This window comes from Microbacterium invictum (assembly GCF_034421375.1).
Lineage (GTDB): Bacteria > Actinomycetota > Actinomycetes > Actinomycetales > Microbacteriaceae > Microbacterium > Microbacterium invictum_A.
In genome coordinates this window covers 976,763-999,187 of sequence record NZ_CP139779.1, presented here as the reverse complement: position 1 = coordinate 999,187, position 22,425 = coordinate 976,763, and the positions used below count along the sequence as shown (strand labels likewise).

23 protein-coding genes and 1 pseudogene are annotated in these 22,425 nt (G+C 68.7%); 14 read left to right on the top strand and 10 right to left on the bottom strand.

The window, feature by feature from the left end:
- Positions 1–102: 102 nt before the first annotated feature.
- The gene (locus T9R20_RS04785; RefSeq protein WP_322411403.1) at positions 103–513 is read right to left on the bottom strand and encodes a metalloregulator ArsR/SmtB family transcription factor; all 411 of its coding nucleotides are present in this window, start codon (positions 511–513) and stop codon (positions 103–105) included.
- Positions 514–582: 69 nt separating this feature from the next.
- Between T9R20_RS04785 and T9R20_RS04780 the strand changes: the two genes are divergently transcribed.
- From T9R20_RS04780 to T9R20_RS04770, 3 genes are all read left to right on the top strand, one after another.
- Positions 583–2,019, top strand: a complete 1,437-nt coding sequence (locus tag T9R20_RS04780; RefSeq protein ID WP_322411402.1) for a TrkH family potassium uptake protein — start codon at positions 583–585, stop codon at positions 2,017–2,019.
- The gene (locus T9R20_RS04775; RefSeq protein ID WP_124294084.1) at positions 2,012–2,683 is read left to right on the top strand and encodes a potassium channel family protein; all 672 of its coding nucleotides are present in this window, start codon (positions 2,012–2,014) and stop codon (positions 2,681–2,683) included. The genes T9R20_RS04780 and T9R20_RS04775 overlap by 8 nt, the downstream gene beginning before the upstream one ends.
- A 139-nt stretch (positions 2,684–2,822) precedes the next feature.
- Positions 2,823–3,200, top strand: a complete 378-nt coding sequence (locus tag T9R20_RS04770) for a nuclear transport factor 2 family protein (protein ID WP_322411401.1) — start codon at positions 2,823–2,825, stop codon at positions 3,198–3,200.
- Positions 3,201–3,227: 27 nt separating this feature from the next.
- Here the strand turns inward: T9R20_RS04770 and proC are convergent, their stop codons facing one another.
- Positions 3,228–4,070, bottom strand: a complete 843-nt coding sequence (proC, locus tag T9R20_RS04765) for a pyrroline-5-carboxylate reductase (RefSeq protein WP_322411400.1) — start codon at positions 4,068–4,070, stop codon at positions 3,228–3,230.
- Between the two features lie 97 nt (positions 4,071–4,167).
- On the opposite strand from proC, the gene T9R20_RS04760 reads away from it, so the two are divergent.
- Positions 4,168–5,292, top strand: coding sequence for an alpha/beta hydrolase (locus tag T9R20_RS04760; RefSeq protein ID WP_322411399.1), 1,125 nt, complete (start codon positions 4,168–4,170; stop codon positions 5,290–5,292).
- Positions 5,293–5,314: 22 nt separating this feature from the next.
- Positions 5,315–6,241, top strand: coding sequence for an LLM class F420-dependent oxidoreductase (locus T9R20_RS04755; RefSeq protein ID WP_322411398.1), 927 nt, complete (start codon positions 5,315–5,317; stop codon positions 6,239–6,241).
- A 17-nt stretch (positions 6,242–6,258) separates the two neighbouring features.
- Here the strand turns inward: T9R20_RS04755 and T9R20_RS04750 are convergent, their stop codons facing one another.
- Positions 6,259–6,690 (bottom strand): nucleoside deaminase, encoded by a 432-nt coding sequence (locus T9R20_RS04750; protein WP_322412102.1) that lies wholly within the window; start codon positions 6,688–6,690, stop codon positions 6,259–6,261.
- Positions 6,691–6,768: 78 nt separating this feature from the next.
- Between T9R20_RS04750 and upp the strand changes: the two genes are divergently transcribed.
- Positions 6,769–7,401, top strand: a complete 633-nt coding sequence (gene upp / locus T9R20_RS04745; RefSeq protein ID WP_322411397.1) for a uracil phosphoribosyltransferase — start codon at positions 6,769–6,771, stop codon at positions 7,399–7,401.
- A 184-nt stretch (positions 7,402–7,585) separates the two neighbouring features.
- Here the strand turns inward: upp and T9R20_RS04740 are convergent, their stop codons facing one another.
- Both T9R20_RS04740 and T9R20_RS04735 read right to left on the bottom strand, forming a co-directional pair.
- Positions 7,586–7,906: a DUF3467 domain-containing protein gene (locus T9R20_RS04740; RefSeq protein WP_289265005.1), complete on the bottom strand. Its 321-nt coding sequence runs from the start codon at positions 7,904–7,906 to the stop codon at positions 7,586–7,588.
- Between the two features lie 46 nt (positions 7,907–7,952).
- Positions 7,953–11,504: a TM0106 family RecB-like putative nuclease gene (locus T9R20_RS04735; protein ID WP_322411396.1), complete on the bottom strand. Its 3,552-nt coding sequence runs from the start codon at positions 11,502–11,504 to the stop codon at positions 7,953–7,955.
- 355 nt (positions 11,505–11,859) lie between these two features.
- Here T9R20_RS04735 and T9R20_RS04730 point away from each other — a divergent pair, with 355 nt between their 5' ends.
- The 3 genes from T9R20_RS04730 (at position 11,860) to T9R20_RS04720 (ending at position 13,351) form a co-directional block, all read left to right on the top strand.
- On the top strand, positions 11,860–12,423 hold the full coding sequence (locus T9R20_RS04730) for a hypothetical protein (RefSeq protein WP_322411395.1): 564 nt from the start codon (positions 11,860–11,862) through the stop codon (positions 12,421–12,423).
- Positions 12,423–12,881, top strand: coding sequence for a hypothetical protein (locus tag T9R20_RS04725; RefSeq protein ID WP_322411394.1), 459 nt, complete (start codon positions 12,423–12,425; stop codon positions 12,879–12,881). The genes T9R20_RS04730 and T9R20_RS04725 overlap by 1 nt, the downstream gene beginning before the upstream one ends.
- 68 nt (positions 12,882–12,949) lie before the next feature.
- Positions 12,950–13,351: an SRPBCC family protein gene (locus T9R20_RS04720; protein ID WP_179435555.1), complete on the top strand. Its 402-nt coding sequence runs from the start codon at positions 12,950–12,952 to the stop codon at positions 13,349–13,351.
- Positions 13,352–13,743: 392 nt separating this feature from the next.
- On the opposite strand, the gene T9R20_RS04715 is transcribed toward T9R20_RS04720, so the two are convergent.
- Entirely contained in the window at positions 13,744–14,937 is a 1,194-nt protein-coding gene (locus T9R20_RS04715; protein WP_322411393.1) for a low temperature requirement protein A, read from the bottom strand.
- A gap of 186 nt (positions 14,938–15,123) precedes the next feature.
- On the opposite strand from T9R20_RS04715, the gene T9R20_RS04710 reads away from it, so the two are divergent.
- The 3 genes from T9R20_RS04710 to T9R20_RS04700 all read left to right on the top strand — a co-directional run bounded on the left by T9R20_RS04710 (position 15,124) and on the right by T9R20_RS04700 (position 17,200).
- Positions 15,124–15,483, top strand: coding sequence for a YciI family protein (locus T9R20_RS04710; protein WP_322411392.1), 360 nt, complete (start codon positions 15,124–15,126; stop codon positions 15,481–15,483).
- Between the two features lie 83 nt (positions 15,484–15,566).
- Positions 15,567–15,917 (top strand): YciI family protein, encoded by a 351-nt coding sequence (locus T9R20_RS04705; RefSeq protein WP_322411391.1) that lies wholly within the window; start codon positions 15,567–15,569, stop codon positions 15,915–15,917.
- 14 nt (positions 15,918–15,931) lie between these two features.
- Positions 15,932–17,200 (top strand): RNA polymerase sigma factor, encoded by a 1,269-nt coding sequence (locus tag T9R20_RS04700; protein WP_322412101.1) that lies wholly within the window; start codon positions 15,932–15,934, stop codon positions 17,198–17,200.
- A gap of 120 nt (positions 17,201–17,320) precedes the next feature.
- Here the strand turns inward: T9R20_RS04700 and T9R20_RS04695 are convergent.
- Positions 17,321–18,079: pseudogene (locus tag T9R20_RS04695) on the bottom strand (alpha/beta hydrolase fold domain-containing protein); the annotation flags it as partial.
- Between the two features lie 105 nt (positions 18,080–18,184).
- A complete protein-coding gene (locus tag T9R20_RS04690; protein WP_322411390.1) occupies positions 18,185–18,457 on the bottom strand; it encodes a hypothetical protein in 273 nt (90 codons plus the stop codon).
- A 123-nt stretch (positions 18,458–18,580) separates the two neighbouring features.
- Between T9R20_RS04690 and T9R20_RS04685 the strand changes: the two genes are divergently transcribed.
- Together T9R20_RS04685 and glsA are read left to right on the top strand one after the other, a co-directional pair.
- Positions 18,581–19,234, top strand: coding sequence for a class I SAM-dependent methyltransferase (locus tag T9R20_RS04685; RefSeq protein WP_322411389.1), 654 nt, complete (start codon positions 18,581–18,583; stop codon positions 19,232–19,234).
- Between the two features lie 12 nt (positions 19,235–19,246).
- The gene (glsA, locus tag T9R20_RS04680) at positions 19,247–20,176 is read left to right on the top strand and encodes a glutaminase A (protein WP_322411388.1); all 930 of its coding nucleotides are present in this window, start codon (positions 19,247–19,249) and stop codon (positions 20,174–20,176) included.
- A gap of 92 nt (positions 20,177–20,268) precedes the next feature.
- On the opposite strand, the gene T9R20_RS04675 is transcribed toward glsA, so the two are convergent.
- Together T9R20_RS04675 and T9R20_RS04670 are read right to left on the bottom strand one after the other, a co-directional pair.
- Complete coding sequence (locus T9R20_RS04675; RefSeq protein ID WP_322411387.1) at positions 20,269–20,685, bottom strand: GNAT family N-acetyltransferase; 417 nt, start codon at positions 20,683–20,685, stop codon at positions 20,269–20,271.
- A 46-nt stretch (positions 20,686–20,731) separates the two neighbouring features.
- Positions 20,732–22,384: a serine hydrolase domain-containing protein gene (locus T9R20_RS04670; protein WP_322411386.1), complete on the bottom strand. Its 1,653-nt coding sequence runs from the start codon at positions 22,382–22,384 to the stop codon at positions 20,732–20,734.
- Positions 22,385–22,425 lie beyond the last annotated feature (41 nt).

Below are 22,425 nucleotides of genomic sequence, written 5' to 3'. Positions count from 1 at the left end.
AGTTCTGCTGGGCCTACTTTATGGGGTCGTCGCGACGTGTGTAAACCCGTGTGACTCGTGAGTTCTGCGAGGTGCGCGCCCGCGGGCCGCATCCCCGCGAGGTCAGCGCCCGGGCAGCTTCTTCAGCGCGTTCGCGACGGCGTGCTGAGCGGACGCCGCAGCGCGCCCCACCAGCTCGGCCGCGTGGGCCGCGGGCTCGGGCAGAGAGACGAGCGCGGCGGCCTCGGCCTCGAGGTCGGCGGTGTCGAGGAACGGTACGAGCCAATCGTCGACTTCGTCCAGCGGCGCCGCGAGAAGGCTGTAGTAGCGGTGCTGGCCGACCTCCCGCACCGACACCAGGTGCGCTTCGCGCAGGACCTTGAGGTGCTTGGAGACTGTCGGCTGGCTGACACCGAGGGAGCTGACGATCTGCGACACGCTGGTGCCGTTCTCACCGGCGGTGGAGCGATCGAGCAGGAGCCTGAGGATGTCGCGACGTGTCCCGTCTGCGATCACGTCGAAGATGTCCGCCATGCGTTTAGGTTAGTGCCGCCCAGCGTGGGAGTACCATGACTGAGGTTTTCTCGGCGAAAGGGGCGGCGCATGCCGACGGGCCAGGCACGTGCGGCATGGCGCCGACTCCTCGCCGTCGGCGAGCGCGCCTGGGACGGGCTGCGCAACCTCACCACCTCGTCCCCCGCACGCTTCGCGGTGCTGGTCTTCGCGTCGCTGATCCTCGTCTTCACGGCGCTGCTGTCGCTGCCGGCCGCGACCTACGGCGAGCGCCTGCCGCTCGCCGACGCGCTGTTCATGGCGGTGTCCACGATCTGCGTGACGGGCCTTGCCACCGTCGACGTCGCCACGACCTTCACCCCCCTCGGGCTGGTGATCATCTTCATCGGCGTCAACATCGGCGGAATGGGGGTGCTCACGCTCGCCTCGATCCTCGGCCTCATCATTTCCAAGCGGCTCGGGCTGCGCGCGAAGCTCATCGCCGCGAGCGACACCAACCCGCTCCGCAGCCACGGTGGACCCGTCAACGAGGGCCAGGCGGTGCGGCTCGGCGAGGTCGGCCAGCTCTTGCGCACCGTCGCCCTCTCCACCCTCGTAATCGAAGCGGCCGTCGCGATCGCGCTGTGGCCCGCCCTGGTCCTCGCCGGCATCGGCCCTCTCGAGGCCCTGTGGGAGGCGCCGTTCTACGCGGCGATGGCCTTCACCAACACCGGGTTCACCCCCAACGTGGGGGGCCTCGAGCCGTTCGCCGACGACTACATCCTGCTGACGATCCTGATGATCGCGGTGTTCCTCGGCAGCATCGGCTTCCCGGTGATCTACGCCCTGTGGAAGAACGTCTGGCACGTCAAGGCCTGGTCGCTCCACACGAAGCTGACGCTGATCACCACGTCGGTGCTGTTCGTCGCCGGAGCCGCGGCCTTCCTCACCCTCGAGTACGACAACCCCGGCACCTTCGGCTCGATGGACGCCTGGGACACCACCTTCCAGGCGTTCTTCCTCTCGGCTATGACCCGCTCCGGCGGGTTCTCGGTCGTCGACATCGGCGAACTGAACGGCTCGTCGCTCGTCGTCGGGTCGATGCTCATGTTCGTCGGCGGCGGCTCGGCGTCAACGGCGGGCGGCATCAAAGTCACGACCCTCGCCGTCCTCGCCCTCGCGGTCTGGTCGGAGGCGAAGGGGCGCCAGTCGGTGGAGGTCTTCGGTCGCCGCATCCCGAGCGACGTGCAGCGCGTGGCCCTGTCGGTCGTGGCGTGGGGCGCGACGATCGTCGCCCTGTCGACGATCACGATCGCCCAGATCACCAAGGCGCCCGTCGACGAGGTCCTCTTCGACGTCATCTCCGCGTTCGGCACCGTCGGCCTCTCCACCGGTCTCACCGCCGAGCTTCCCGACTCGGCCGTCTACGTCCAAGCGGTCACGATCTTCATGGGCCGCATTGGTACAGTGACTCTCGCCGCGGCCGTGGCCGCGTCATCCCGTTCGCAGCTCTATTCGCTGCCCGTGGAAAGGCCGATCGTTGGGTGATCGCATCAGGGGGGACGCACCCGTCCTCGTCATCGGGCTCGGGCGCTTCGGCGCCGCGTGTGCCGGTGAGCTCGACCGGCTCGAGCGCGAGGTCCTCGCGATCGACGAGAGCCTGGAGCTCGTGCAGAAGTGGTCGGACCGGGTCACCCACACCGTCCAGGCCGACGCGCGCAACATCGACGCCCTGAAGCAGATCGGCGCGCAGGACTTTCAGGTCGCCGTCGTCGCGGTCGGGTCGCTCATCGAGGCATCCGTCCTCATCACCGCCAACCTCGTCGACCTGAAGGTCCCGCAGATCTGGGCCAAGGCGGTCTCTCAGTCGCACGGCAAGATCCTCGCCCGCGTCGGCGCGAACCACGTCATCTACCCTGAGCGCGAGGCCGGCGAGCGCGTCGCGCACCTGGTCAGCGGCCGGATGCTCGACTTCATCCGCTTCGACGACGACTTCGTGCTGGCCAAGATGTATCCGCCGAAATTCATCCGCGGTGTGGGTCTGAACGAATCGGGCGTGCGGACCAAGTACAACGTCACCGTCGTGGGTGTGAAGAGCCCCGGCAAGCCGTTCCGCTACGCCGAGGCCAACACCGTCGTGACGAACCACGACCTGATCATCGTCTCAGGCACGAACTCCGACATCGAGCGGTTTGCGGCGCTCGACCGCTGACCGGGTCGTCCCGAACTCCTGCAGAACCGGCGTGGAACCGGTTGCCACGGCGCTTCCGCACGCGTTCTGCAGGAGTTACGCACACGCCGGACCCGTCAACCCGGTCGCAGGTGTCGCCGGGTGGGGCGAGAATGCCCGCATGACGGACAGACAGCAGACAGACGCCGCGGCGCGCCGGTTCATGGACGGCTACCTCGTCGCGTGGCGCTCGAACGAGCCGGACGACATCCGAACGCTCTTCACTGAAGACGCCGAGCTGCGCTTCGAGCCGTGGACGCCGGCGTTCACCGGTCACGACGCCATCGTGGCGGAGTGGCTGCGACGCCAGGACGAACCCGACTCCTTCACCTTCACGTGGGAGATCGCGGGGATCGACGGCGACCGTGCGTTCGTCCAGGCCGAGACGGCGTACACCGGCGGCCGCAGCTACAGCAACCTCTGGGTGATCGACCTCGCCGAGGACGGGCGGGCCCGGTCGTTCGTCGAGTGGTGGATGGACCGGTCGAAGACCAGCTGAGCCCGCGGGCTGGGAGGCATGACGGCCTCACGCGCCGGCGGCGAGCTCCTTCGCCCGCGCGAGCGCGGCGTCCGTCGCTCGCGCGAACACGTCGCTGAGGCGCGCCTCCTGCAGCACGGCCACGGCCCGTTCGGTGGTGCCCTCGGGGCTCGTGACGCGGCGTCGCAACTCGGCGGGGTCTTCCCCGGTCGCCGCGAGCAGCGCCGTCGCGCCGGCGAAGGTCTGCTCGACCATCACGCGCGCATCAGCCTCGGCGAACCCCTTGGCGACGGCGGCCTTGGTGAGCTCCTCGACGAGGAGGAATACGTACGCCGGCCCCGATCCCGAGATCGTCGACAGCGCGTCGATCTGGTGCTCGGGCAACTCGATCACCGTCCCGACGGTCTCGAAGAGGCGACGGATGACACGGGCGTCGTCCTCGCTCGCCCGACTGCCCGCCGCGAGCCCGGTGACGGCCTTCCCGACGAGCGCGGGCGTATTCGGCATGGAGCGGAACACCGCGACATCCGCCCCCAGAATCTCTTCGAAGGTCGCCAGCGTCACCCCGGCCGCGAGGCTCACCACGATCGTGCCGGGGCGCAGGTGCGGACCGATCTCGCGCAGCAGGTCGGGCACCATCGCAGGCTTCACCCCGACCAGCACGATGCCGGCCTTCGACGCCGCGCGCACGTTCGCGTCGGGCTCGTCGTCGAGGGCGAGGCTCGTCACCGACGGGACGGATGCCAGTTCGTCGGCCTTCGCGCGGGAACGATTCGTCGCGACGATCCCGTCCGTCGCGAGCGCCGAGGCGGCGACGCCCCGGAGGACGGCTCCCCCCATCGACCCTGCTCCGAGGACGGCGATGGACGGGAGGGTGAAGGCGTCGGTCATGCCGCCATCCTACGAACCGATCCCGGTGCCGCCTCGGGCCCCCGGGCTATAGTCGAAACGGCGGGGCGTCGACGCCCCGGGCGAGAAGGAGACTGCGATGATCACGCCCCCGAATTCGCTCCTCGACGGCATCACCTCACGTGTCGTCGACACGACCGACGTGGCGATCAACATCCTCGAGCGCCGGGGGGACGACCCCGCGACCGCGCCGCAGAAGACCGTCGTGCTGGTGCACGGCAACGTCTCGTCGGCGCTGTTCTGGCAGCCCACGATGCTCGACCTCCCGAGCGACCTGCGCGTGATCGCGATCGACCTCCGCGGCTTCGGCGGCAGCGAGCACACCCCCGTCGACGCCACCCGCGGTGTCCGCGACTTCAGCGACGACATCTTCGCCGTCCTCCAGGCCCTCGGCATCCCCACCGCGCACTTCGTCGGCTGGTCGATGGGCGGCGGCGTCGTCATGCAGTACGCCCTCGACCACCCGGTGCTGACTCTCACCCTCCAGGCGCCGGTCTCGCCCTACGGCTTCGGCGGCACCCGCCGCGACGGCTCGCGTCTCACCGACGACGATGCCGGCTGCGGGGGCGGCGGCGCGAACCCCGATTTCGTCGAGCGTCTCATCGCGCACGACACCGGGGACGCAGCCCAGACCTCGCCCCGCAACGTCTTCCGCGCCGCGTACGTCGCCCCCGGGTTCACGACGCCCCACGAGGACATGTTCATCGAGTCGATGCTCACCACCTCGACCGCCGAGGGGAACTACCCAGGCAACTCTGTGCCCAGCAAGAACTGGCCGGGCTTCGGCGCCGGTCACCTCGGGGTGCTAAACACGATGGCCCCGAAGTACTTCGACGTCTCGGGCATCGTCGATCTCGACGACAAGCCGCCGATCCTCTGGATCCACGGCACCGTGGATGCGATCGTCGCAGACGGGTCGTTCTACGACTTCAACCACCTCGGCGCCCTCGGCATCGTGCCCGGGTGGCCCGGCGCCGACGCAGCCCCCGCGCAGGAGATGGTCTCGCAGACGCGAGACGTTCTGAAGAAGTACCAGGCGAACGGTGGGGATGTCACCGAGGTGGAACTCGAGGGCGCCGGGCACGCCCCGCACGTGGAGCGGCCCGACGAGTTCCGTCGCGCCCTGCTGGTGACCATCGGCTACACCGGCGACCGCCCCGACGCCCCGCCCACCGAGGCGATCGTCATCCGCTCGGCCGACTGACCCGCCGCCGCCTGCCCGCGCGATGGAGTACTGCGTCTTCACCGAACCGCACCTAGGCGCCGGCTACGATGATCAGCTCGCGTTCGCCCAGGCGGCGGAGCGTCACGGGTTCCACGGCTTCTTCCGCTCCGACCACTATCTGAGCGGCCGCGGTGACGGGCTTCCCGGTCCGACCGACGCCTGGACCACCCTTGCCGGTCTCGCCCGCGAGACGAGCCGCATCCGGCTCGGCACCCTGGTCTCCCCCGTCACGTTCCGCCACCCCGGCATCCTCGCGATCCAGGTCGCGCAGGTCGATGCGATGTCGGGCGGCAGGGTCGAGCTCGGGCTCGGTGCAGGGTGGTTCGAGCGCGAGCACGAGGCGTACGGCATCCCGTTCCCGGCCCGCCGATTCGACCTGCTCGAGGAGCAGCTGCAGATCATCACCGGGCTGTGGGAGACACCGATCGGCGAGAGCTACAGCTTCGCCGGTGAGAAATACCGGTTGACGGATGCCCCGGGGCTGCCGAAGCCGGTGCAGCGGCCGGTTCCCGTCATCATCGGGGGTGCCGGCGCGCGGCGCACCCCGGGACTCGTCGCGCGCTTCGCCCGCGAGTACAACCTCGGCTTCCCCACCGATGTGCAGATTCCCGAGCGCCTCGACAACCTCCGCGCCGCCTGCGAGCGGGTCGGCCGCGACCCCGCGACCGTTCGCCTGTCGGTGGCGATGTCGGTGATCGCCGGCGCCGACGATGCCGAGGTCGCGCGCCGCGCGGGCCGGCTCGGCAAGACGCTCGACGAGGTGCGCGACGGGGTCAACCTCGTCGGCGGACCCGACGAGATCGGCGAGCGGATCGACCGCTGGCGCTCGTTCGGCATCGAGCGGGTGTACTTCCAGTTCCTCGACAACCACGACGTCGCGCACGTCGACTACGTCGGTGAGGCGGTGCTGCCGGCGCTGCCGCGGTGAGAGACCGCCGCCGCGATTCAGCGCCGCGCGGCGAAGAACTCCTGCAGCAACGCCGCGGATTCCTCAGCGCGCACACCTCCGACGACCTCGGCGCGCACGGGCAGCCGCCTGTCGCGCAGCACATCGTGCACCGAGCCGGCCGCCCCGGCCTTGTCGTCCCAGGCGCCGAACACGACGCGGCTCAGGTGCGACTGCAATGCCGCCCCCGCGCACATCACGCACGGCTCAAGGGTGACCACGAGCGTGCATCCGGCGAGATTCCAGGAACCGAGGGATACTGCGGCGGCGCGGAGCGCCACGACTTCGGCATGCGCGGTGGGGTCGCCGGTGGTCTCGCGCAGGTTCCGTCCCTCGCCGATGACGTTCCCCGCGGCATCCGTCACCACCGCCCCGACGGGAACCTCTCCGTCGGCGCCAGCCATGCCGGCGAGTGCGAGCGCGCGTGTCATCGCGGCGTCGTCGGCGGGGTCGGGCTGCACGCCTCCAGCGTACGGACCGACGGCGTTCCAGCGGATACCCTGGGATCCATGCGCCTCCACGTCGCCGACCACCCGCTCATCACCCACAAGCTCACGGTGCTGCGTGACCAGGCGACCTCGTCACCGGTCTTCCGGCAGCTGACCGAAGAGCTCGTCACGCTCCTCGCCTACGAGGCGACCCGGTCGGTGAAGGTCGATGCGATCGAGATCCAGACCCCGGTGTCGCTGACGACGGGCGTGAAGATCAGCGAGCCGCGTCCGATCGTGGTGCCCATTCTGCGTGCGGGTCTCGGGATGCTGGAGGGCATGGTCAAGCTTCTCCCCACCGCCGAGGTGGGGTTTCTCGGCATGGTGCGGAATGAAGAGACGCTCGAGCCCACCACCTACGCCGAGCGCCTTCCCGATGACCTTTCCGACCGGCAGTGCTTCGTGCTCGACCCGATGCTCGCGACGGGCGGGTCGCTCGGCGCCGCGATCGAGTTCCTCTTCAAAAGGGGTGCGCAGGACGTCACCGCGATCTGCCTTCTCGGCGCCCCCGAAGGGGTCGCCGCCATCGAGCATCAGGTCGGCGAGAAGGACGTCACGCTCGTGCTCGGCGCGCTCGATGAGCGGCTGAACGAGAAGGGCTACATCGTGCCGGGCCTCGGCGACGCCGGCGACCGCCTGTACGGCACCGTCTGACGCCACCCTGCGCGGGATTCCGCGGTTTTCCGGGGCCTGAGACGAGTGTGGCGCGGCATCCGCCCCTCGCCGAACGGATACCGCGCCTGCGCCTTGCGGCGCGAATCCAAGGGTATGACGTCGACGATTCGCCATCTTAGGGGCTTGACATCGGCACCCTCGAGCGGCTAGCCCACACGCCGATTCAGTCGGGCATGACGGGCTCGGTCGGCGGCTTCCGACCGGTCTCCTGCTCCCAGAACTCCAGCTGCTGGGTGAGGGCTTTGGCCAGCTCGAACACCTGCTCGGGAGGGATGCGGATGCGGCTGACCACGCGCGCCGGAACGATGGTGCGACGCTCGCCGGTCTCGGGATCGGTCTCGTCGTGCGGAGGCTGGGCGAGGGTGAGGAAGTCCATCACGAAGACCGTCGAACTGTGCCAGACGTTGGCGAAATCGGCGTAGTTGCCACCGATCAGGTCGGGCGGCAGATCGATCTCGAATTGACGGGGCACCTGATCGGACATGCGGCAGTTCCTCCTCGCCGGGGGGATGGTGGGACGTGTCGCGAGTCTACGGGGCGGCCATCGCCGCCCGAACGGGGTTGTGCTCAAGGCGCAGCGCTCTCGACTCGCCCTCGGACGCGTGGGCCCCGACGAGGCGGGCGAAACCGCTGAGACGCGCGACGCCCTCGGGGGTGCGCGGCAGGTCGTCCAGCAGACCCGGGGAGTAGACGAGGTACGCGGTGTGCATCGCCCGCGAGATGGCGACGTTGAGCCGGTTCCGCAGCAGCAGGAACTCTAGTCCCCGAGGGGCGTCGCGCCCGGAGGATGCCGCGAGCGAGACGATCGCAACCGCGGCCTCCTGCCCCTGGAACTTGTCGACGGTACCGACCGGAACCTCGCCGAACCCCGCGGCGGCGAGCGCTTCTTCGACGAGCACCTGCTGGGCGTTGTAGGGGGTGACGACGATGAGGTCGGCCGCGGTGAGGGGGCGAGCCGGCGTCAGCGTCGCGCCGCCCGTGTCGTCGATGTCGATGCCGGTCCATTCGCGTCCGACGAGATCCCGGACGAGCTCGACGACGAGCGCGGCCTCCTCGGGCGACCGGGTGGCGTTGCCGCGATGGCGGAGCGGCAGCGGGTGAAGCCCCGGCGCGATGCCCTCGAGGGCACGCATCGCCGTCGCCGGCTGAGCGGCGAGCTCGCCGCGGTACGAGAGGTCCGAGACCGCGCGCGCCACGGCAGGGTGCATGCGCCAAGACCGGGCGAGGAAGAAGCCGTGGTCCGGCGGGATCACGTCCGCGCCGTCCATCACCCACCCGAGGGCGGAGGTGTCGACCGGCTCGGGGTGCGTGCCCTGGCTGACCTGCGGCAGCTGTTGCGGGTCACCGAGGAGAAGCAGACGGGATGACGCGAGCGAGACCGCGATCGTCGACGCGAGCGAGAACTGCCCGGCTTCGTCGATCACGAGAAGATCGAGGCTCCCCCGTGGGATGCGTCCCTCGTGTGCGAAATCCCAGGCCGTGCCGCCGACGACGAATCCTGATGCCGCGTGCTCGGCCGTGAAGGCCGCGACCCCGTTCTTCGGGATAGGCGTGAAGCGCACGCGATCCGCGTCATCCGGCTTCTTCAGCGCCTTGGCCACCTGCTGCGGCGGGACCCCCGCCGCGACGATCCGATCGAGCATGTGCTCGACGACCGCGTGCGACTGCGCGACGACACCGACCTTGTAGCCGTGGTCGGCGACCAGGCGTGCGATGACGTGCGACCCGACGAAGGTCTTGCCCGTCCCCGGCGGTCCCTGCACGGCGAGATAGCTGCGATCGAGATCGAGCAGGGCGGCGGTGATGTCGCCGATGTCGTCGCCGGTCTGCGGCGGGAGCGCACCGGAGCGGGTGCGGGGCGGTCGCCGGTGCAGGATGTCGGTGGCGGGGTCGTAGGGCAGTTTCGGTACCGCAGCGACGACGGCGTCGGCCCACGCGTCGATCGCCGTCTGCTGGTTCAGCGCGCGTGGCGGCGCCGGCGGGGTGAGCGCGATCGGCAGTTCGGCCCAGGTTTCGCCGTCGACGGCGAACTCTTCCACGATCGCACCGTCGTCGAGGGTCTCGATGACGGTCACGCGGTGGTCGGCGTGGATCCAGCGCGGCTTGTCGGTGAAGGGGAAGGGCGCCGGCAGCTCATAGAGGGCGAACGGCTCGCTCCCCTCGCTGATGCGCGTTCCTGGCGCGAGCTCGCCCCGCAGTTCGATGCGGCGTCGCAGCGTGCGCTTGCCCTCCTCCTGGTACCAGTCGGTGACGACGTGGCAGCGTGAGGAGTCGAGCATGACGACATCCCGGGTCTCGTCCCAGACGGATGCCGGTTCGCGCAGGCGCAGGAAGTGGGTGGCCCAGAACGACTTGGCCTCACGCGGGTAGTAGTCGATGGCGGCGGCGCCGAGGCGCAGCGCCCGCGACTCGGGTGAGTCGGTGTCGCGCTGTGCAGCGAGCGCGTTGAGTCGATCGGCTCGCTCGGAGGGGGTGTAGATGTGCTCATCGGGATCGGGGTTGGGGGTGGGACGCAGCTGCGCCTCCCGGGCGCGGTCGACGAGCCAGTCGCGCAGGCGCAGGGTCGAGACGCAGTCGTAACGGTTGTAGTCGGCGAGGTCGTCGAGAATGCGGGCGGCCTCTGCCGCAGCATCCGGTCCGTCCTGTTGCAGCGCCCGCGCCTGCACGTACTTGACGATCGAGTCGTCGCCCTTCTGCACGTCGCTCGTGCGCACCTCGTCACCCATGTAGAGCGGCTCGAGCTTCTTGATGGAGTACGAGCGCGACCCGACGCGCAGAGCCCGCCGCACGATCGGGTAGAGGTCGACGAAGACGCTGTCGCGCAGCAGCTGATCGACGTCGGCCTCGCGCGTGCCGTAGCGCGCCGCCATCGCCAGCAGATGCGTGGGCTCGTAGGGCGCGTAATGGTAGATGTGCAGGTCGGGGTGGGCCTTGCGACGGAGCGCGACCATGTCGAGGAAGCGCTCGAGCGCCTCCTTCTCTTCGGCGAACGAGTGCGCCCACAGCGCAGAGTACTGCTCGTTCAAGTCGACCCAGCCGAAGAGGTAGTCGATGCCCCAGGTGGTGCCCTCGCCCTCGGTATGGAGGGGGTCGCCCTCGAAGTCGAAGAAGATGTCGCCCTGGCTCGGGCGTGGGAGGGCGCCGAGCGCCTGCGGCTGTACGACGTCGTAGAGCGGGACGTCGCCCGGCGAACTCAGCTGCAGGCGCGCCTGGGTGCGCAGGAGCGCGATGGTGTCGGGGTTCATCCCGGCGGGTGTGGTTCCGAGTCGCGCCAGGTCGTCGATCGTCTCGATTCCTGCCGCACGCAGGCGCTCGCGCTGCACCGGCCGCATGCCCGCCACGAGGAGGAGATCGCCGGATGCCACGACCTCGAGGTCGCAGGTGGCGCAGCGTCCGCAGGCGACGACGCCCAGGTCACCGCGAGAGTCGCCCCACGCGATGGGCTCGCCCGTGGCGCCGAGGTCGAGGCGGCGGTCGGCGATAAGCGCCTGCAGGCGCTCACGGCGCAGGTGGAAGACGGGGAGCAGATCGTCGACCTCGTGGCTGCTGGTGGTGCCGTCGCCCAGGAGGAGTTCGACGCGGTCGGAGCGCGGAATACCGAGCCGATCGAGCTGGGCGACATAGGCGGCGAGCTGCATGAGTGCGGTCACCCGGGCGTGCCGGGCGAGCTTGGTGTCTTGGACGAGCCACGCGCCGAACTCGTCACGGACGAGGAAGTCGGCGAAACCGACGAAGTCGTGAGTGGCGAAGGTCGCCTGGTAGATCACGTCGGCGTCGGAGTTCAGCGCCGCGTCGGTGAGCCTCACCGCCTCGGCGAGCGCATCGGCGTCGGAGGAGCGGGTCTCGGGGATCTCGACGACGCCGTCGCCGTACTGCGCGCGGTAGCGGGAAAGGACACGTCGTTCGTGCTCGCCACCGAGCTCGCCCGCGCGACGGAGCGTCGGGTCATCCGGCTCTTCGACAGGAGCGACCCGACCGAGCTTCGCATCGATCGCCCGCAGCCACGCGAACTCGCATTCGGCGGCCGCTTTCAGGTCGCTCGCGCTCCAGACGATCCGGCCCTCGTCCTCGATGTACCGCAACGTTCCCTTTCCCGATGGTCCGCCACTCGGACCGTCCCCACGACCCTAACCGGGGCCACCGACGTCGCTCTGTGGGCACTCGCAGGGGCGACGCTCACCGGGCATCAGGGTGGGCGGGTCAATCGGGCTCGACAGACGGGAACCCTGGGGGTGCACGATCCGCCGCAGACGGGAACGGTCGGGGACCCGCATTCGACACGGTGGTCTACATTTCAGGAATAAGTGGTCCGCGGGGCGCGCACCCCTGAGTAACTGCGGCTGCAGACCGGCTATGCTGGTTCTGCTCGTGGAGAGCAGGGCCCGAAATGGGCACCGTACCTCCTTGATGAAATGTTCAAACTCATCGGAGGTAACCGTGTCTTCTTCTCGCGCATTCGCGCAGCAGCTGCAGCTTGCGCTCATTGGTGTTCTCGTCGTACTCTCGGCGGCCGCAACAGGGCTCCTGGTCGGGCTTTCGCCCATCCAATGGCTCGTCTATGGGCTTGGACTTTCCCTCGTCCTGTGGGTGGGTGGGGCGGTGAGCGGGCAGATTTTGCTCGCCCGACTACTCGACCGTGACGTCGAGGGGGACGAGACAGCTGCGTACCTGCGACAGCTGTTGTGGATCATCCCGCGGTTCTATGTGCCGCTGGGTTTCGTGGCAGTGGGGTGCGGCGCAGCGCTCGTCTTGCTTACCGGCGCGAATCCGCTCGCTCCGGCGATTTTGATTCCCTTCGCGCTCTACCTTCTGACGGCGGTGGCTGGGTCGGCGATCAGCGCGCCCGGCTATGTTCGTCTGCTGCGAGCCCACAGCGCAGGTCTGAGCCAGTCCGAGTTCCGCCGCCGGCTTCTGCCGTTGGCCTGGCTGAACCGAGTGGAGCTAGCGCTCGTCGTCGGAGTCGGCTTCGTCCTGCTCGCCAGCTTGGTGCCCGCACAATGATGCCCGAAGTCCTCGGTGTGCTCCTTCGGAACATCCTGGTCGTCGGCGGCCTTGGCTTCTGCGGAATCGTCCTCGCCCACCACGGATCCGCACTCCTTCGTACGCTGATCAGGGCCTCTGGCCATCCGCAGCCGACGCCGCCGGCACTACTCACCGATCCTCCCGAAGTCACGACTTCGTCGTTCGCACGACAAATCGCATTGCCCGCGCTAGCGGTTCTCGCAGCGGTGGGAATCGCAGCCGCGGTCACCGGCGGCATCAACATGGCGGCGCCGAACGCGATCGGCACAGCAGCGACGTTCGTCGTCCTGATCCTCGGATACGGAGGCGCCGCAATCCTCTCCAAGGCGCCCAATCACGCCGTCGTCTGGGTCTTCCACTTAATGGTTCAGCTCCTCCTGGCCATCACGGTCGCCGCGAACATCGCCCACGTGACATTGACCGCCATGAGCACATGACAATCCGCCGCACCCAATCGAACGCAGGGCAATGAAGGAACAACATGCGCGAACCTTTGACTGACCAGATGACCATGACCGGAGCCGTCGAGGATGTTCGGGCGATCCTGCTCGATTTCGAGGGCTACCCACGCTGGCGGAGTTCCATCACCACTGCCGAGGTACTCGAAACCGGATCCGCTGCGGTCACTCGAGTTCGCTTCGGCGCTCATGTCGGCCCGTGGCTGAGCCACTACACGGTCGAGTACACCGAGGAAGCTCATGAATTGACCTGGAGCCTCGTTCACGGCGATCTTCTCGCTGCGTATGACGGGCGCTGGTCGCTCCAGCCATCCGCGCACGGACAGTCACTCATCACCTACAGCTTGCGTGTCACCCCCAGCATGCCCGCACCCGGATTCATCGTCCGTGAGGCTACCCGCCAAGACCTGCTCACCACCTTGCGCGAACTCCGCAATCAGCTTGCATAGCGAAGCCAGAGCGGCGACGGACCCACACCATAGCTGCGTCTGAGATGCACGACGGATTAGGTGCGCAAGCGGATCCCGCGGCGGGCGCGGAGCACTCAGGGGTCCTGGGCTCGCGCCGCGCTACCTTTGTCGGCTCCCACCAGCGAGGGCGGCTGCATGATCGTGCTTGCACCCGAGACGACCAAAGGTGTCACTTGGCGTCCCAACTCTGCGAAGTCATGGGCCACCTGGCTGACGACGCCGTCTTGGGCGATGAGCTGCCAGCAATAGGTAGGGCAGCGAACGCTTCGACGCGTTCTAGCCGCGCGCATGCGGGGCCGCGTCATCGGGTTCGACGTTGTCCGAGTATCCCCAGCTGCTCGCTCGCCGGTCGACGCCTGCCGCCCCCGACGTCACCCTCCCGCGCGACGGCCGCGCCTCACACGCTCGATGGTCTCACCGGCCGCGACCCCGACAAGAATCCCCGCGGCCGTGATGGACGCCGTGAGTGCGTCGAGGAACGGGACAGCGAGAGTCGCCCCGCCGAGCACGGCGAGAGCGATCAGCCCGATGAGTTGAGCTCGCGACCAGCGTCGTTCGAGCACGCGACGGAAGAGCACCGTGCCGGTGAGGAACAGGATCGGCGCGCCGAGGATCACGATCGTGGACGCGAGGCCGCGCTGGTCGGGGCGTGCCAGCATCTCTTTGTCGCCCACGCTCATCAGCACGATGCCGGCGATGATCGGAAGATGCACCCAGGTGTAGGCGGTGCGAGCGAGTCGGGCCGGCTCGTCCGACGCTTCGATCGCCTCCGCGCCGACGCGTTCGCCGTGATCGAAGTAGATCCACCATGCGGCTGCGGCGGCGACGAACGCCGTCACCATCGCCGCGATGGATGAGGCGGAGGATTCCTTCTCCACGAACGTCAGGCCCGTGATCAGCAGTCCCTCCCCGATCGCGATGAGCACGAACAGGGCCGTGCGCTCGGCGATGTGCGGGCCGGAGAGATCCCACGAGCGCAGGAGCACTTTGCCCCGTCCAGGGACGGGATACCCGAGAACGGTGCCCAGCAGTTCGAGGGCGAGCGCGGCGGACCAGAACGGCAGCTGCCAGGAGAGAGGGAGAAGCGCGCCGGCGATCCACAACACCGCCCCGGCGACCGTCCAGGCCAGCACGAGGCTGAAGTCGCGGGCGACCTGTCGGTCGTGACGGGCGGTCGCCCACACGATGAAACCCGTACGCCCGACCTGGAGGACGACGTACGCGATCGCGAATGCCCACGCGCGGTCGCCGAACGCCTCCGCGATCGAGACACTCACCACGAGTGCCACGAACGCGAGCGCGATCACCGCCCCGCGGACGGGGAGCTTCACCGGATCGAGCCAGTTCGTCACCCAGGTGGTGGAGACCCATCCCCACCACAGCGCGCACACCATGATGAGGCCCTCGAAGGCACCCAGCGGCGTCTGGTTCTCGTACAGATAGGCAGACAATTGCGTCAACGCGAAGACGAACACCAGGTCGAAGAAGAGCTCGACGTAGGTCACCCGATCCGCGCGGGCGGAATCCGTAGGGCGCACCACGTCGCGCGTCATCCCGAAGGCCATGCCCTCATCCTGGCACCACGGCTCGACCCGACAACGACGAACGTCAGCCCCCGGTCAGAGGGCTCGTTGACCGGGGGCTGATCAGAAGAGCGTCGGGCACCCTTGTCGATTTCGCGGCCCGTTGTTCGCTGTGACTGTGACGGAGCCGGATCGGCCGGTCCGCGACCCAGTGCAGGAGGCACGTCCATGTCCCAGTTCGCAATCCTCATCTACGAAGACCCGACCTACTACGAGACCATGCCGCCCGAGGGATGGGCCCAGGTGGTCGACGCCCACAACACCTTCACCAGCCAGGTCGCCGAGCGCGGTGGGACGCTGACGGGCGGAGGTGCGCTCGCGCCCGTGACGACGGCGACCACCATCAAGGGCGGAAGCGCGATGACCAACGGCCCATTCATCCAGAGCAAGGAGGCCCTCCTCGGCTACTACGTCGTCGACGCACGCGACCTCGATCACGCGCTCGAGATCGCGAAGCTGTGCCCCGCCACCGGCGGTGGCGTCGAGGTCCGCCCGATCGTCGACCCGACGGTGAACAACCCGTTCTAATCGCTCTTCGCCGCTCGTGTCGATTTCGGGCTTGCCCGTTCGCTGTGGGGGTGAAACGGTTCCCATGACGAAAGGACACGGCCGTGAAATACGTCATCATGTTCTCCACCACTCCCGAGCTCGACGCAGCGGCGTCGCCCGAGCACCTCGAGCAGGCGTATGGCCGCACCTATGACTGGTTCGGCACGCACGGCGAGGTGATGACCGAGTCCGGCGCCCAGCTGCAGCCGGTCGCCACCGCGACGACGGTCAGACACGGCAGCGACGGGCCGGTCGTGGCCGACGGGCCCTTCTCGGAGGCCAGAGAAGTCATCGGCGGATTCCAGGTGATCGACGTGCCCGACCTCGACGCGGCGATCGCCATCGTCAAGACCTGGCCGCTCCTCGAACTGCCCGGCGTCGCGGTCGAGATCCGACCGATCGTCACCTACTGAGGGCTGCAGAATTCGTGAACGATGAGGATGCCGCGGCGGGGGAGTCACACCGCGCCGCGGCATCCGATCAGCCGCTGGCGAGAGTTATCCGAGAGGAGTCCGCGCGCATCGTCGCGGCCCTCACGAACTGGCTCGGAAACCTCGATCTGGCAGAGGAGTCGGTCGCCGAGGCGGTCGAGGAAGCCATTCGTCAGTGGCGTGCGCGCGGGGTTCCGCCCAACCCCGGTGGATGGCTGACACAAGCGGCTCGGCACAATGCGCTCGACCGCTTGCGACGAGAGAAGCGGTACCGCGAAAAGCTCGCCCAGCTCGCCGATCCGACCCTGACAGCGCCGCGCGAGGACGCGAGAATCGGAGAGCCCGACGAGCGGTTGCCGCTGCTGTTCGGCTGCTGTCACCCCGCCATCTCGCCGGACGCGCAGCTCGCTCTCACACTCCGGGCGATCTGCGGCCTCACGACCGCTCAGATCGCCCGAGCGACGCTGGCCCCCGAACCGACGGTGGCGCAGCGCATCGTGCGAGCCAAGCGGAAGATCGGTGCCACCGGCATCCCGCTTCGGATTCCCGAGGGCTCGGAGCGTGCGGAGCGACTGGATATCGTCCTGACCGTCATATCGGTGATGTACAGCGAAGCCCATCTCGTCGCCGGTGGCGACGCTGCCGCCGACCGTGATCTCGCGGACGACGCGCTCTGGCTCGCGCGTGTCGTGGCACACGAGCTGCCGCGCGAGGCCGAGGCACAGGGTTTGCTCGCTCTGCTGCTGTTCCATCGAGCGCGAGAAGGCGCGCGCGCCGTCGATGGTGAACTCATCCTGCTCGCCGATCAGGACCGAGCGCGGTGGGATCGTCGGCTGATCGCCGAGGCGCAGTCGGTGCTCGAGACGGCGGCGATGCTCCGCCGCCCGGGGCGCTGGCAGCTGCATGCCGCGATCGCCGCCTGCCATTCCGACACCCGCGATGGTGAAGGCACCGACTGGCCACAGGTGCTGACGCTGTACGACATGCTGCTGGCCTACGACCACTCGCCGGTCGTGCGACTCAATCGTGCGGTGGCGCTTGCCGAAGTCGACGGACCGCAGGCGGCACTGGACGCGGTGGATGCGCTCGGATACGCCCTCAGCGGATACCACCTCTGGCACGCCGTGCGCGCGCGGATGCTCCGGCAGCTCGGCGAGCGCGATGCGGCGATGGCCGAGGACCTGAGCGCCCTCGAACTCACGGCCAACGACGCCGAGCGGCGCCTGCTCGAGGCGCGGATAGATCGCGCGGGCGGGCTGCCGTAGCCCGCTGAGAGCTCGCACTCGACCCCGCCGCTCAGGCGGGGTCGCCGATCGCAGCCGCTCGACGATCTGCCGCTGCGCGTCGCGTCCGGTACGCGTGGGAAGCAGCGGATAGACGTGCACCTGCCCGGCGACCTCGCAGAGCTCGAGCGGCACGCCTGCCGTGCGGGCTTTCTCCGCCAGGACGTGCGCGTCCGGATTCAGTACGTCGCGCGTCCCGGTGAAGACGGTGATCGGACCCAGTTCCGTCAGGTCCCCGAACAGAGGGCTGACCGCGGGATCGAGAAGGTCGAGGTCGCCGCGCCAGTGCTCGGCGAGGACCTTGCCTCCCGGGGTCGCAAGCCAGGGATCGGTCGGCTGGACGGCAGGGATGCGGGGGTTGCTCCAGGTCAGATCCAGGGCAGGAGAGATCAGGATGGTGCGGGGAAGCACCACCCCGGCGTCTCGAAGGGCGAGCGCCGTGGACAGGGCGATCTGCCCGCCCGCCGAGTCACCGGCGAGGAAGGTCGTGCCCCATCGGTCGATACTCCTGCTGACGAGCGCGGCAGTCTTGTCGCGAGCCTCGAGCGCGTGGCCGAACGGAATCAGCGGGTAGATCGGAACCGCGACCGCCATGGAAGCCTCGGCGGCGATCTCCGCCGCGAGATGCCAGTGCTGGGGCGCGATCTCGTTGACCCATCCGCCGCCGTGCACGTAGACGACGGCCCCACCCACCTGCGGCGGCAGGATCGTGTACACCGGCCAGCCGTCGACATGGTCCACCTCGACGCGGATGCCGGGTCGCAGGCGTGACGGCGGCCCGAACGGTTTCGGGCGCAACTCGCGCTCGCGGATGCGCCTCCTCGCACCCTCGGCCGTCACGAAGGTGCGATTGGCGCGCATCAGTCGCAGGACCACAGGCACCAGCGCGTCAGGCAAGACAAGCGGCATCCCGCCAGGATCACACACCGCGGTGAGCACCGACGACATGCGCTCCCGCCGCACCGTTCAGGCCTGCGCCTGCTCGTCCTCCTCCGGCTCGAAGCTCGACCGCTCCCCCGTGTGCCCGGCGGCCACACCGTCCGGCTCGTCCGGGATCGTGCCGTCCTGCCCCAGCCCGCCGGCCTTCTCGTCGCCCTCCGAGCTGTCAGAACGTGTCGCGTTCGCTGTCGACTCCGCGGAGGGAGGCTCGTCGTCCCCCAGCGGCACTTCGATGTCCGGTCCCTCGTAGCCCTCGTCTTCGGCGGCGAGAGCGTCGTGGCCGTGCGATTCGTGCTCCATGATGGGCGCCTTCCTGTCGGTCCTCCCCAGCGTCCACCTTGCGCGCGCCGCATCCGATGGGGTTGACAACCCCGGGCGTGCCGTCTGCCGGCACGGGATCACCCGCCTGGATAGATTCGTCGGGTGGATCCCGCTCTCACCGCGCGCACGCGCTTGCTCTATGAGACGGTCGCGGACTCCTATGCGCGCCTCGTCGCCTATGACCGCTTCGAGCCGCAGATCGATCGGGCCATGATCGTCGATTTCGTGGAGAGACTTTCCGATGGCGAGCCGTCTGTGACGATTCTGGATGCCGGCTGCGGGACGGGCAGGCTGATCGGACTGCTTCGGTCGCTGAATCCGCGGGTGTCCCCAGTCGGTGTCGACCTGTCGCCCGCCATGCTGGAGCATGCCCGGGCCGCCCACCCGGACGTGCAGTTCATCGAGGCGGACTGCTCGGCTCTCCCGCTCCCCGACGGCGCCCTCGACGGCATCCTCGCCTGGTATTCGATCATCCACACTCCGCCCGCCGACCTCGCCGATCTCTTCCGGGAGTTCCGTCGCGTGCTCAGGGAGGGTGGCCTCGTACTCCTCGGGTTTCAGTCGGGCAGCGGGGAGCGCAGGCGGCCCCGCGCGTACGGACACGACGTCGACCTTCTCGCCTACCTGCACGACACGTCAACGGTCGCGGGAGCCCTTCGCGCGGTGGGATTCTCGATCGACATCAGCCTCGACCGGGGACCTCGCCGCCGGGAGAAGCTCCCTCAGGGTTTCGTCTTGGCGCAGGTCGAACCGTGACAGGGTCGAACCATGACCGCCACCGCAGACCCGAGCGTGTACGACCTCGACGCGCTGCGCCGACGGCTCCTCCCCCACGCCGACGGAACCGTCGACGACAGCATTCCGAGCCTCGCTGAGGCCGACCCGGCTCGGTGCGCGATCGCTCTCGCTCTGAGAGACGGGACCGTGAGCGGCAGCGACGACTCCGACATGGCCTTCACGATGCAGTCGTCGGTGAAGCCCTTCCTCTTCGCTTTGGCCCTCCTCGACACTGACGGCGAGGCGCTGCACCGGGTCGGCATCGAGCCGACAGGCGAAGCGTTCGACGCCATCAAGCTCGAAAGCGGTACCGGCCGTCCGCCCAACCCGATGGTCAACGCGGGCGCGCTGCTCACCGCCTCCCTCGTCGACGGCGGCGACGTCGAGGGTCGGACCGACCGCATCCTCCGTGGGCTCTCGGCGTTCGCCGGGCGGTCGCTGGCGATCGACGAACGCACCGCCGAAGAAGAGCGCGAGCACGGCGAGCGCAACCACGCGCTTGCGCACCTGATGCGCGCCGAGGACGCCCTCCACGTCAGCGCCGACGACGCCGTGGAGGCCTACGGGCGGGCATGCGCCGTGCTGGTCGACGTCGAAGCCCTCGCCGTGATGGGAGCGACCCTCGCCTTCGGCGGAGTGAACCCGGTGACGGGCGAGCGCGTCATCCCCGCGCCGGTCGCGCGCGACGTCATCTCGGTGATGGCGACGTGCGGGGTCTACGACGGATCGGGAACATGGATGCGACGCGTCGGCGTCCCCGCCAAATCGAGCGTCTCGGGGGCCCTCGTGCTCGCCGCCCCACGGATGCTGGGGGCCGCGGTGCTGAGTCCGCCGCTCGATGCACAGGGAACGAGCGTCCGCGGACGGATCGCCAGCGAGATCCTCAGTGACGATCTCGGGTTGCACGTCTTCGCGACGTGAGAGGCGGGTGGATCCCGCTCGATCACCAGCTCTCCGTCGGCATCCGCTGTCTGAGCGGGCCCCCCGAGGGTGACCTGCTACTCGCGCTTCCGTCAGGACGGGGAGCGCGCCGGTCGCACCATCGCGGTCGCGTCGGGAGCGCTGAATCCGAACTGCTCGTAGAGGCCGTGGGCGTCACCCGTGAACAGCACCCAGCGGAAGTCGCGTCCCGGGCCGTCCTCGATCATCAGCTGCAAGATGCGCTTCCCCAGGCTGTCCCCTCGGTGACCGTCGATGACGAAGACGTCCGCGAGGTAGGCGAAGGTGACGCCGTCCGACACCGCGCGCGCGAAGCCGACCTGCGCCCCCGTGTCCGCGCGATACACCCCGACGACCCGCCAGGCGTTGGCGATCTGGGTCATCACGTCCTCGCGCGACCGCTGGCGCCCCCAGTACGCCTCCGTCGACAGCCACTCCCACACCGCATCGGGCTGTATTCGTGAGGGATCGTCGTCGATTTCGTACTGCACCCGACCATTGTGCGCGGCGGGAGAGGAGTCCTTCGTCACGGCGGGGTCAGTCTCCCGACAACCACGTCACCGCCGGGAATCCGTCGATCGTCATCTGACGCGAGCCACCGGCATCCGTCGACAGTGCGACGCTTCTTCCGCTCACCGCGCTCGGTCCGTTCATGATGACGAATTCGTCCGGACCGGTCGCACGAAGTCGCATGCGTCGGATGTCGTGACGCAGTTCCAACTCCTCACCACCGCGAGCGAGCTCGAAACCGTCGGAGTACAGACCGAGAAAGGGCTCCGTGGCTCCCTCGTCGACGGCGGTGGTCGACGCGACCACCTCACTCTGACTCTCGCGCAGCGTGGCAGGGACGGTGGCGAGAGTGGCGGGCAGATCGGCGTTGAGTCCGAACAGCATGTCGAGGAATGAGGACTGCACCGAGAAGTTGAACAGGCCGCCGATGTTCGGTTCATAGTTCGTCAGCGCGACGAAACCGATCCCCTCTTCGGGAAGGAACCCCATCAGCGACCCGAAGCCGTCGATGCCGCCCGCGTGCCACAGCATGCGCTGACCGTCGTTGAAGATCTCATCGAACCATCCCAACGCGTAGTTCGTGCTGGCGGTGTCCGCCAGCAGAAGCGACGGCAACGCGTTCTGCGCATCAGGAGGGACGACGACGCCGGGCTGATGGGTGCGATCGACGTTCTCGGCCGACGCGACCACGGTGCCGTCCGGAGCCACCCCGGATTTCGACTGCGTGATGAGATACCGCGCCATGTCGGTAGAGCTGGCCATCACCATGCCTGCCGGCCCGTAGCCGCCGATGCTGACGAACGGCGAGCGCTCGGCATTCTGCTCCAGATCGCGCTGATAGCCCGTGGCGAACTCGCCGCCGTACGGCCGCGGGTCCGACGCGAAGACGGCGTCATCCATGCCGATGGGCGTGAAGACGAGGTCGGCGATGTCCCGCGCATAGCGCTCCTCGAGCTCCGACGGGTCGGTTCCATCGGCAAGCATGATGAGGTAGGGCGCGGCGGCGACCAGCGTGTTGTTGTATGCGTAGGTGTCGTCGTAGGTGGTCGAGATGACTTCCAGGTACGGGATGGTGCGCAGGAGCTGCTCAGCGTCCACGCCGCCTCCCGAGGCGAAGAACTCGATCGTCTCGGGTTCGGCCAGCCCCGACCCCATGCCCAGAAGCCGGTGAAGAGTGAGCGACTCCGTCAACTCCGGCGTCGGGGCGACGAAGTCCGGCCAGAGATCGACGATTCTCGTGTCCCAGGTCACGAGCCCGTCATCGACGTACTTCGCGATGAGCAGCGACGTCATGGACTTCGTGTTGGAGCCGATGCGGAATCGCGTGTTCGGGGTCACGCTCTCACCCGTCGACAGGTCGCGCCGACCGAAACCCTTGTTGTAGACGATCTCGTCGCCCTGGAACAGCGCCACTGCCGCGCCGACCAGACCGAAGTCCTCGAACGCCTGGATGACCGCGGCGTCGAACGTCGCGATCAGCTCGTCGGTGAGCTCTGCGGCGGCCGGAGCTGCGGTACCGCCTCCACCGGGCGAGGCCGAGGGGCTCGGCGAGGCCGACGCCGATGGTTGGGACGGACCGGCCGGGAAGCACGAGGCGAGAACTGCGGTGAGGGCGATGACCCCTCCGCCCGCAAGGAGAGTGCGGCGCGTCAGCGAGCCGGCGTCAGAGGTCGTGTTCACCCGCTCATCATGGATTATCGCGTCTCGCGTGACAACGGCGA

Coding starts and splice junctions, on each gene's coding strand:
- T9R20_RS04785 (WP_322411403.1), bottom strand. CDS start 513: ATGGCGGACATCTTCGACGTGATCGCAGACGGGACACGTCGCGACATC.
- T9R20_RS04780 (WP_322411402.1), top strand. CDS start 583: ATGCCGACGGGCCAGGCACGTGCGGCATGGCGCCGACTCCTCGCCGTC.
- T9R20_RS04770 (WP_322411401.1), top strand. CDS start 2,823: ATGACGGACAGACAGCAGACAGACGCCGCGGCGCGCCGGTTCATGGAC.
- proC (WP_322411400.1), bottom strand. CDS start 4,070: ATGACCGACGCCTTCACCCTCCCGTCCATCGCCGTCCTCGGAGCAGGG.
- T9R20_RS04760 (WP_322411399.1), top strand. CDS start 4,168: ATGATCACGCCCCCGAATTCGCTCCTCGACGGCATCACCTCACGTGTC.
- T9R20_RS04755 (WP_322411398.1), top strand. CDS start 5,315: ATGGAGTACTGCGTCTTCACCGAACCGCACCTAGGCGCCGGCTACGAT.
- T9R20_RS04750 (WP_322412102.1), bottom strand. CDS start 6,690: ATGACACGCGCGCTCGCACTCGCCGGCATGGCTGGCGCCGACGGAGAG.
- upp (WP_322411397.1), top strand. CDS start 6,769: ATGCGCCTCCACGTCGCCGACCACCCGCTCATCACCCACAAGCTCACG.
- T9R20_RS04740 (WP_289265005.1), bottom strand. CDS start 7,906: ATGTCCGATCAGGTGCCCCGTCAATTCGAGATCGATCTGCCGCCCGAC.
- T9R20_RS04725 (WP_322411394.1), top strand. CDS start 12,423: ATGCCCGAAGTCCTCGGTGTGCTCCTTCGGAACATCCTGGTCGTCGGC.
- T9R20_RS04720 (WP_179435555.1), top strand. CDS start 12,950: ATGACCATGACCGGAGCCGTCGAGGATGTTCGGGCGATCCTGCTCGAT.
- T9R20_RS04715 (WP_322411393.1), bottom strand. CDS start 14,937: ATGGCCTTCGGGATGACGCGCGACGTGGTGCGCCCTACGGATTCCGCC.
- T9R20_RS04710 (WP_322411392.1), top strand. CDS start 15,124: ATGTCCCAGTTCGCAATCCTCATCTACGAAGACCCGACCTACTACGAG.
- T9R20_RS04690 (WP_322411390.1), bottom strand. CDS start 18,457: ATGGAGCACGAATCGCACGGCCACGACGCTCTCGCCGCCGAAGACGAG.
- glsA (WP_322411388.1), top strand. CDS start 19,247: ATGACCGCCACCGCAGACCCGAGCGTGTACGACCTCGACGCGCTGCGC.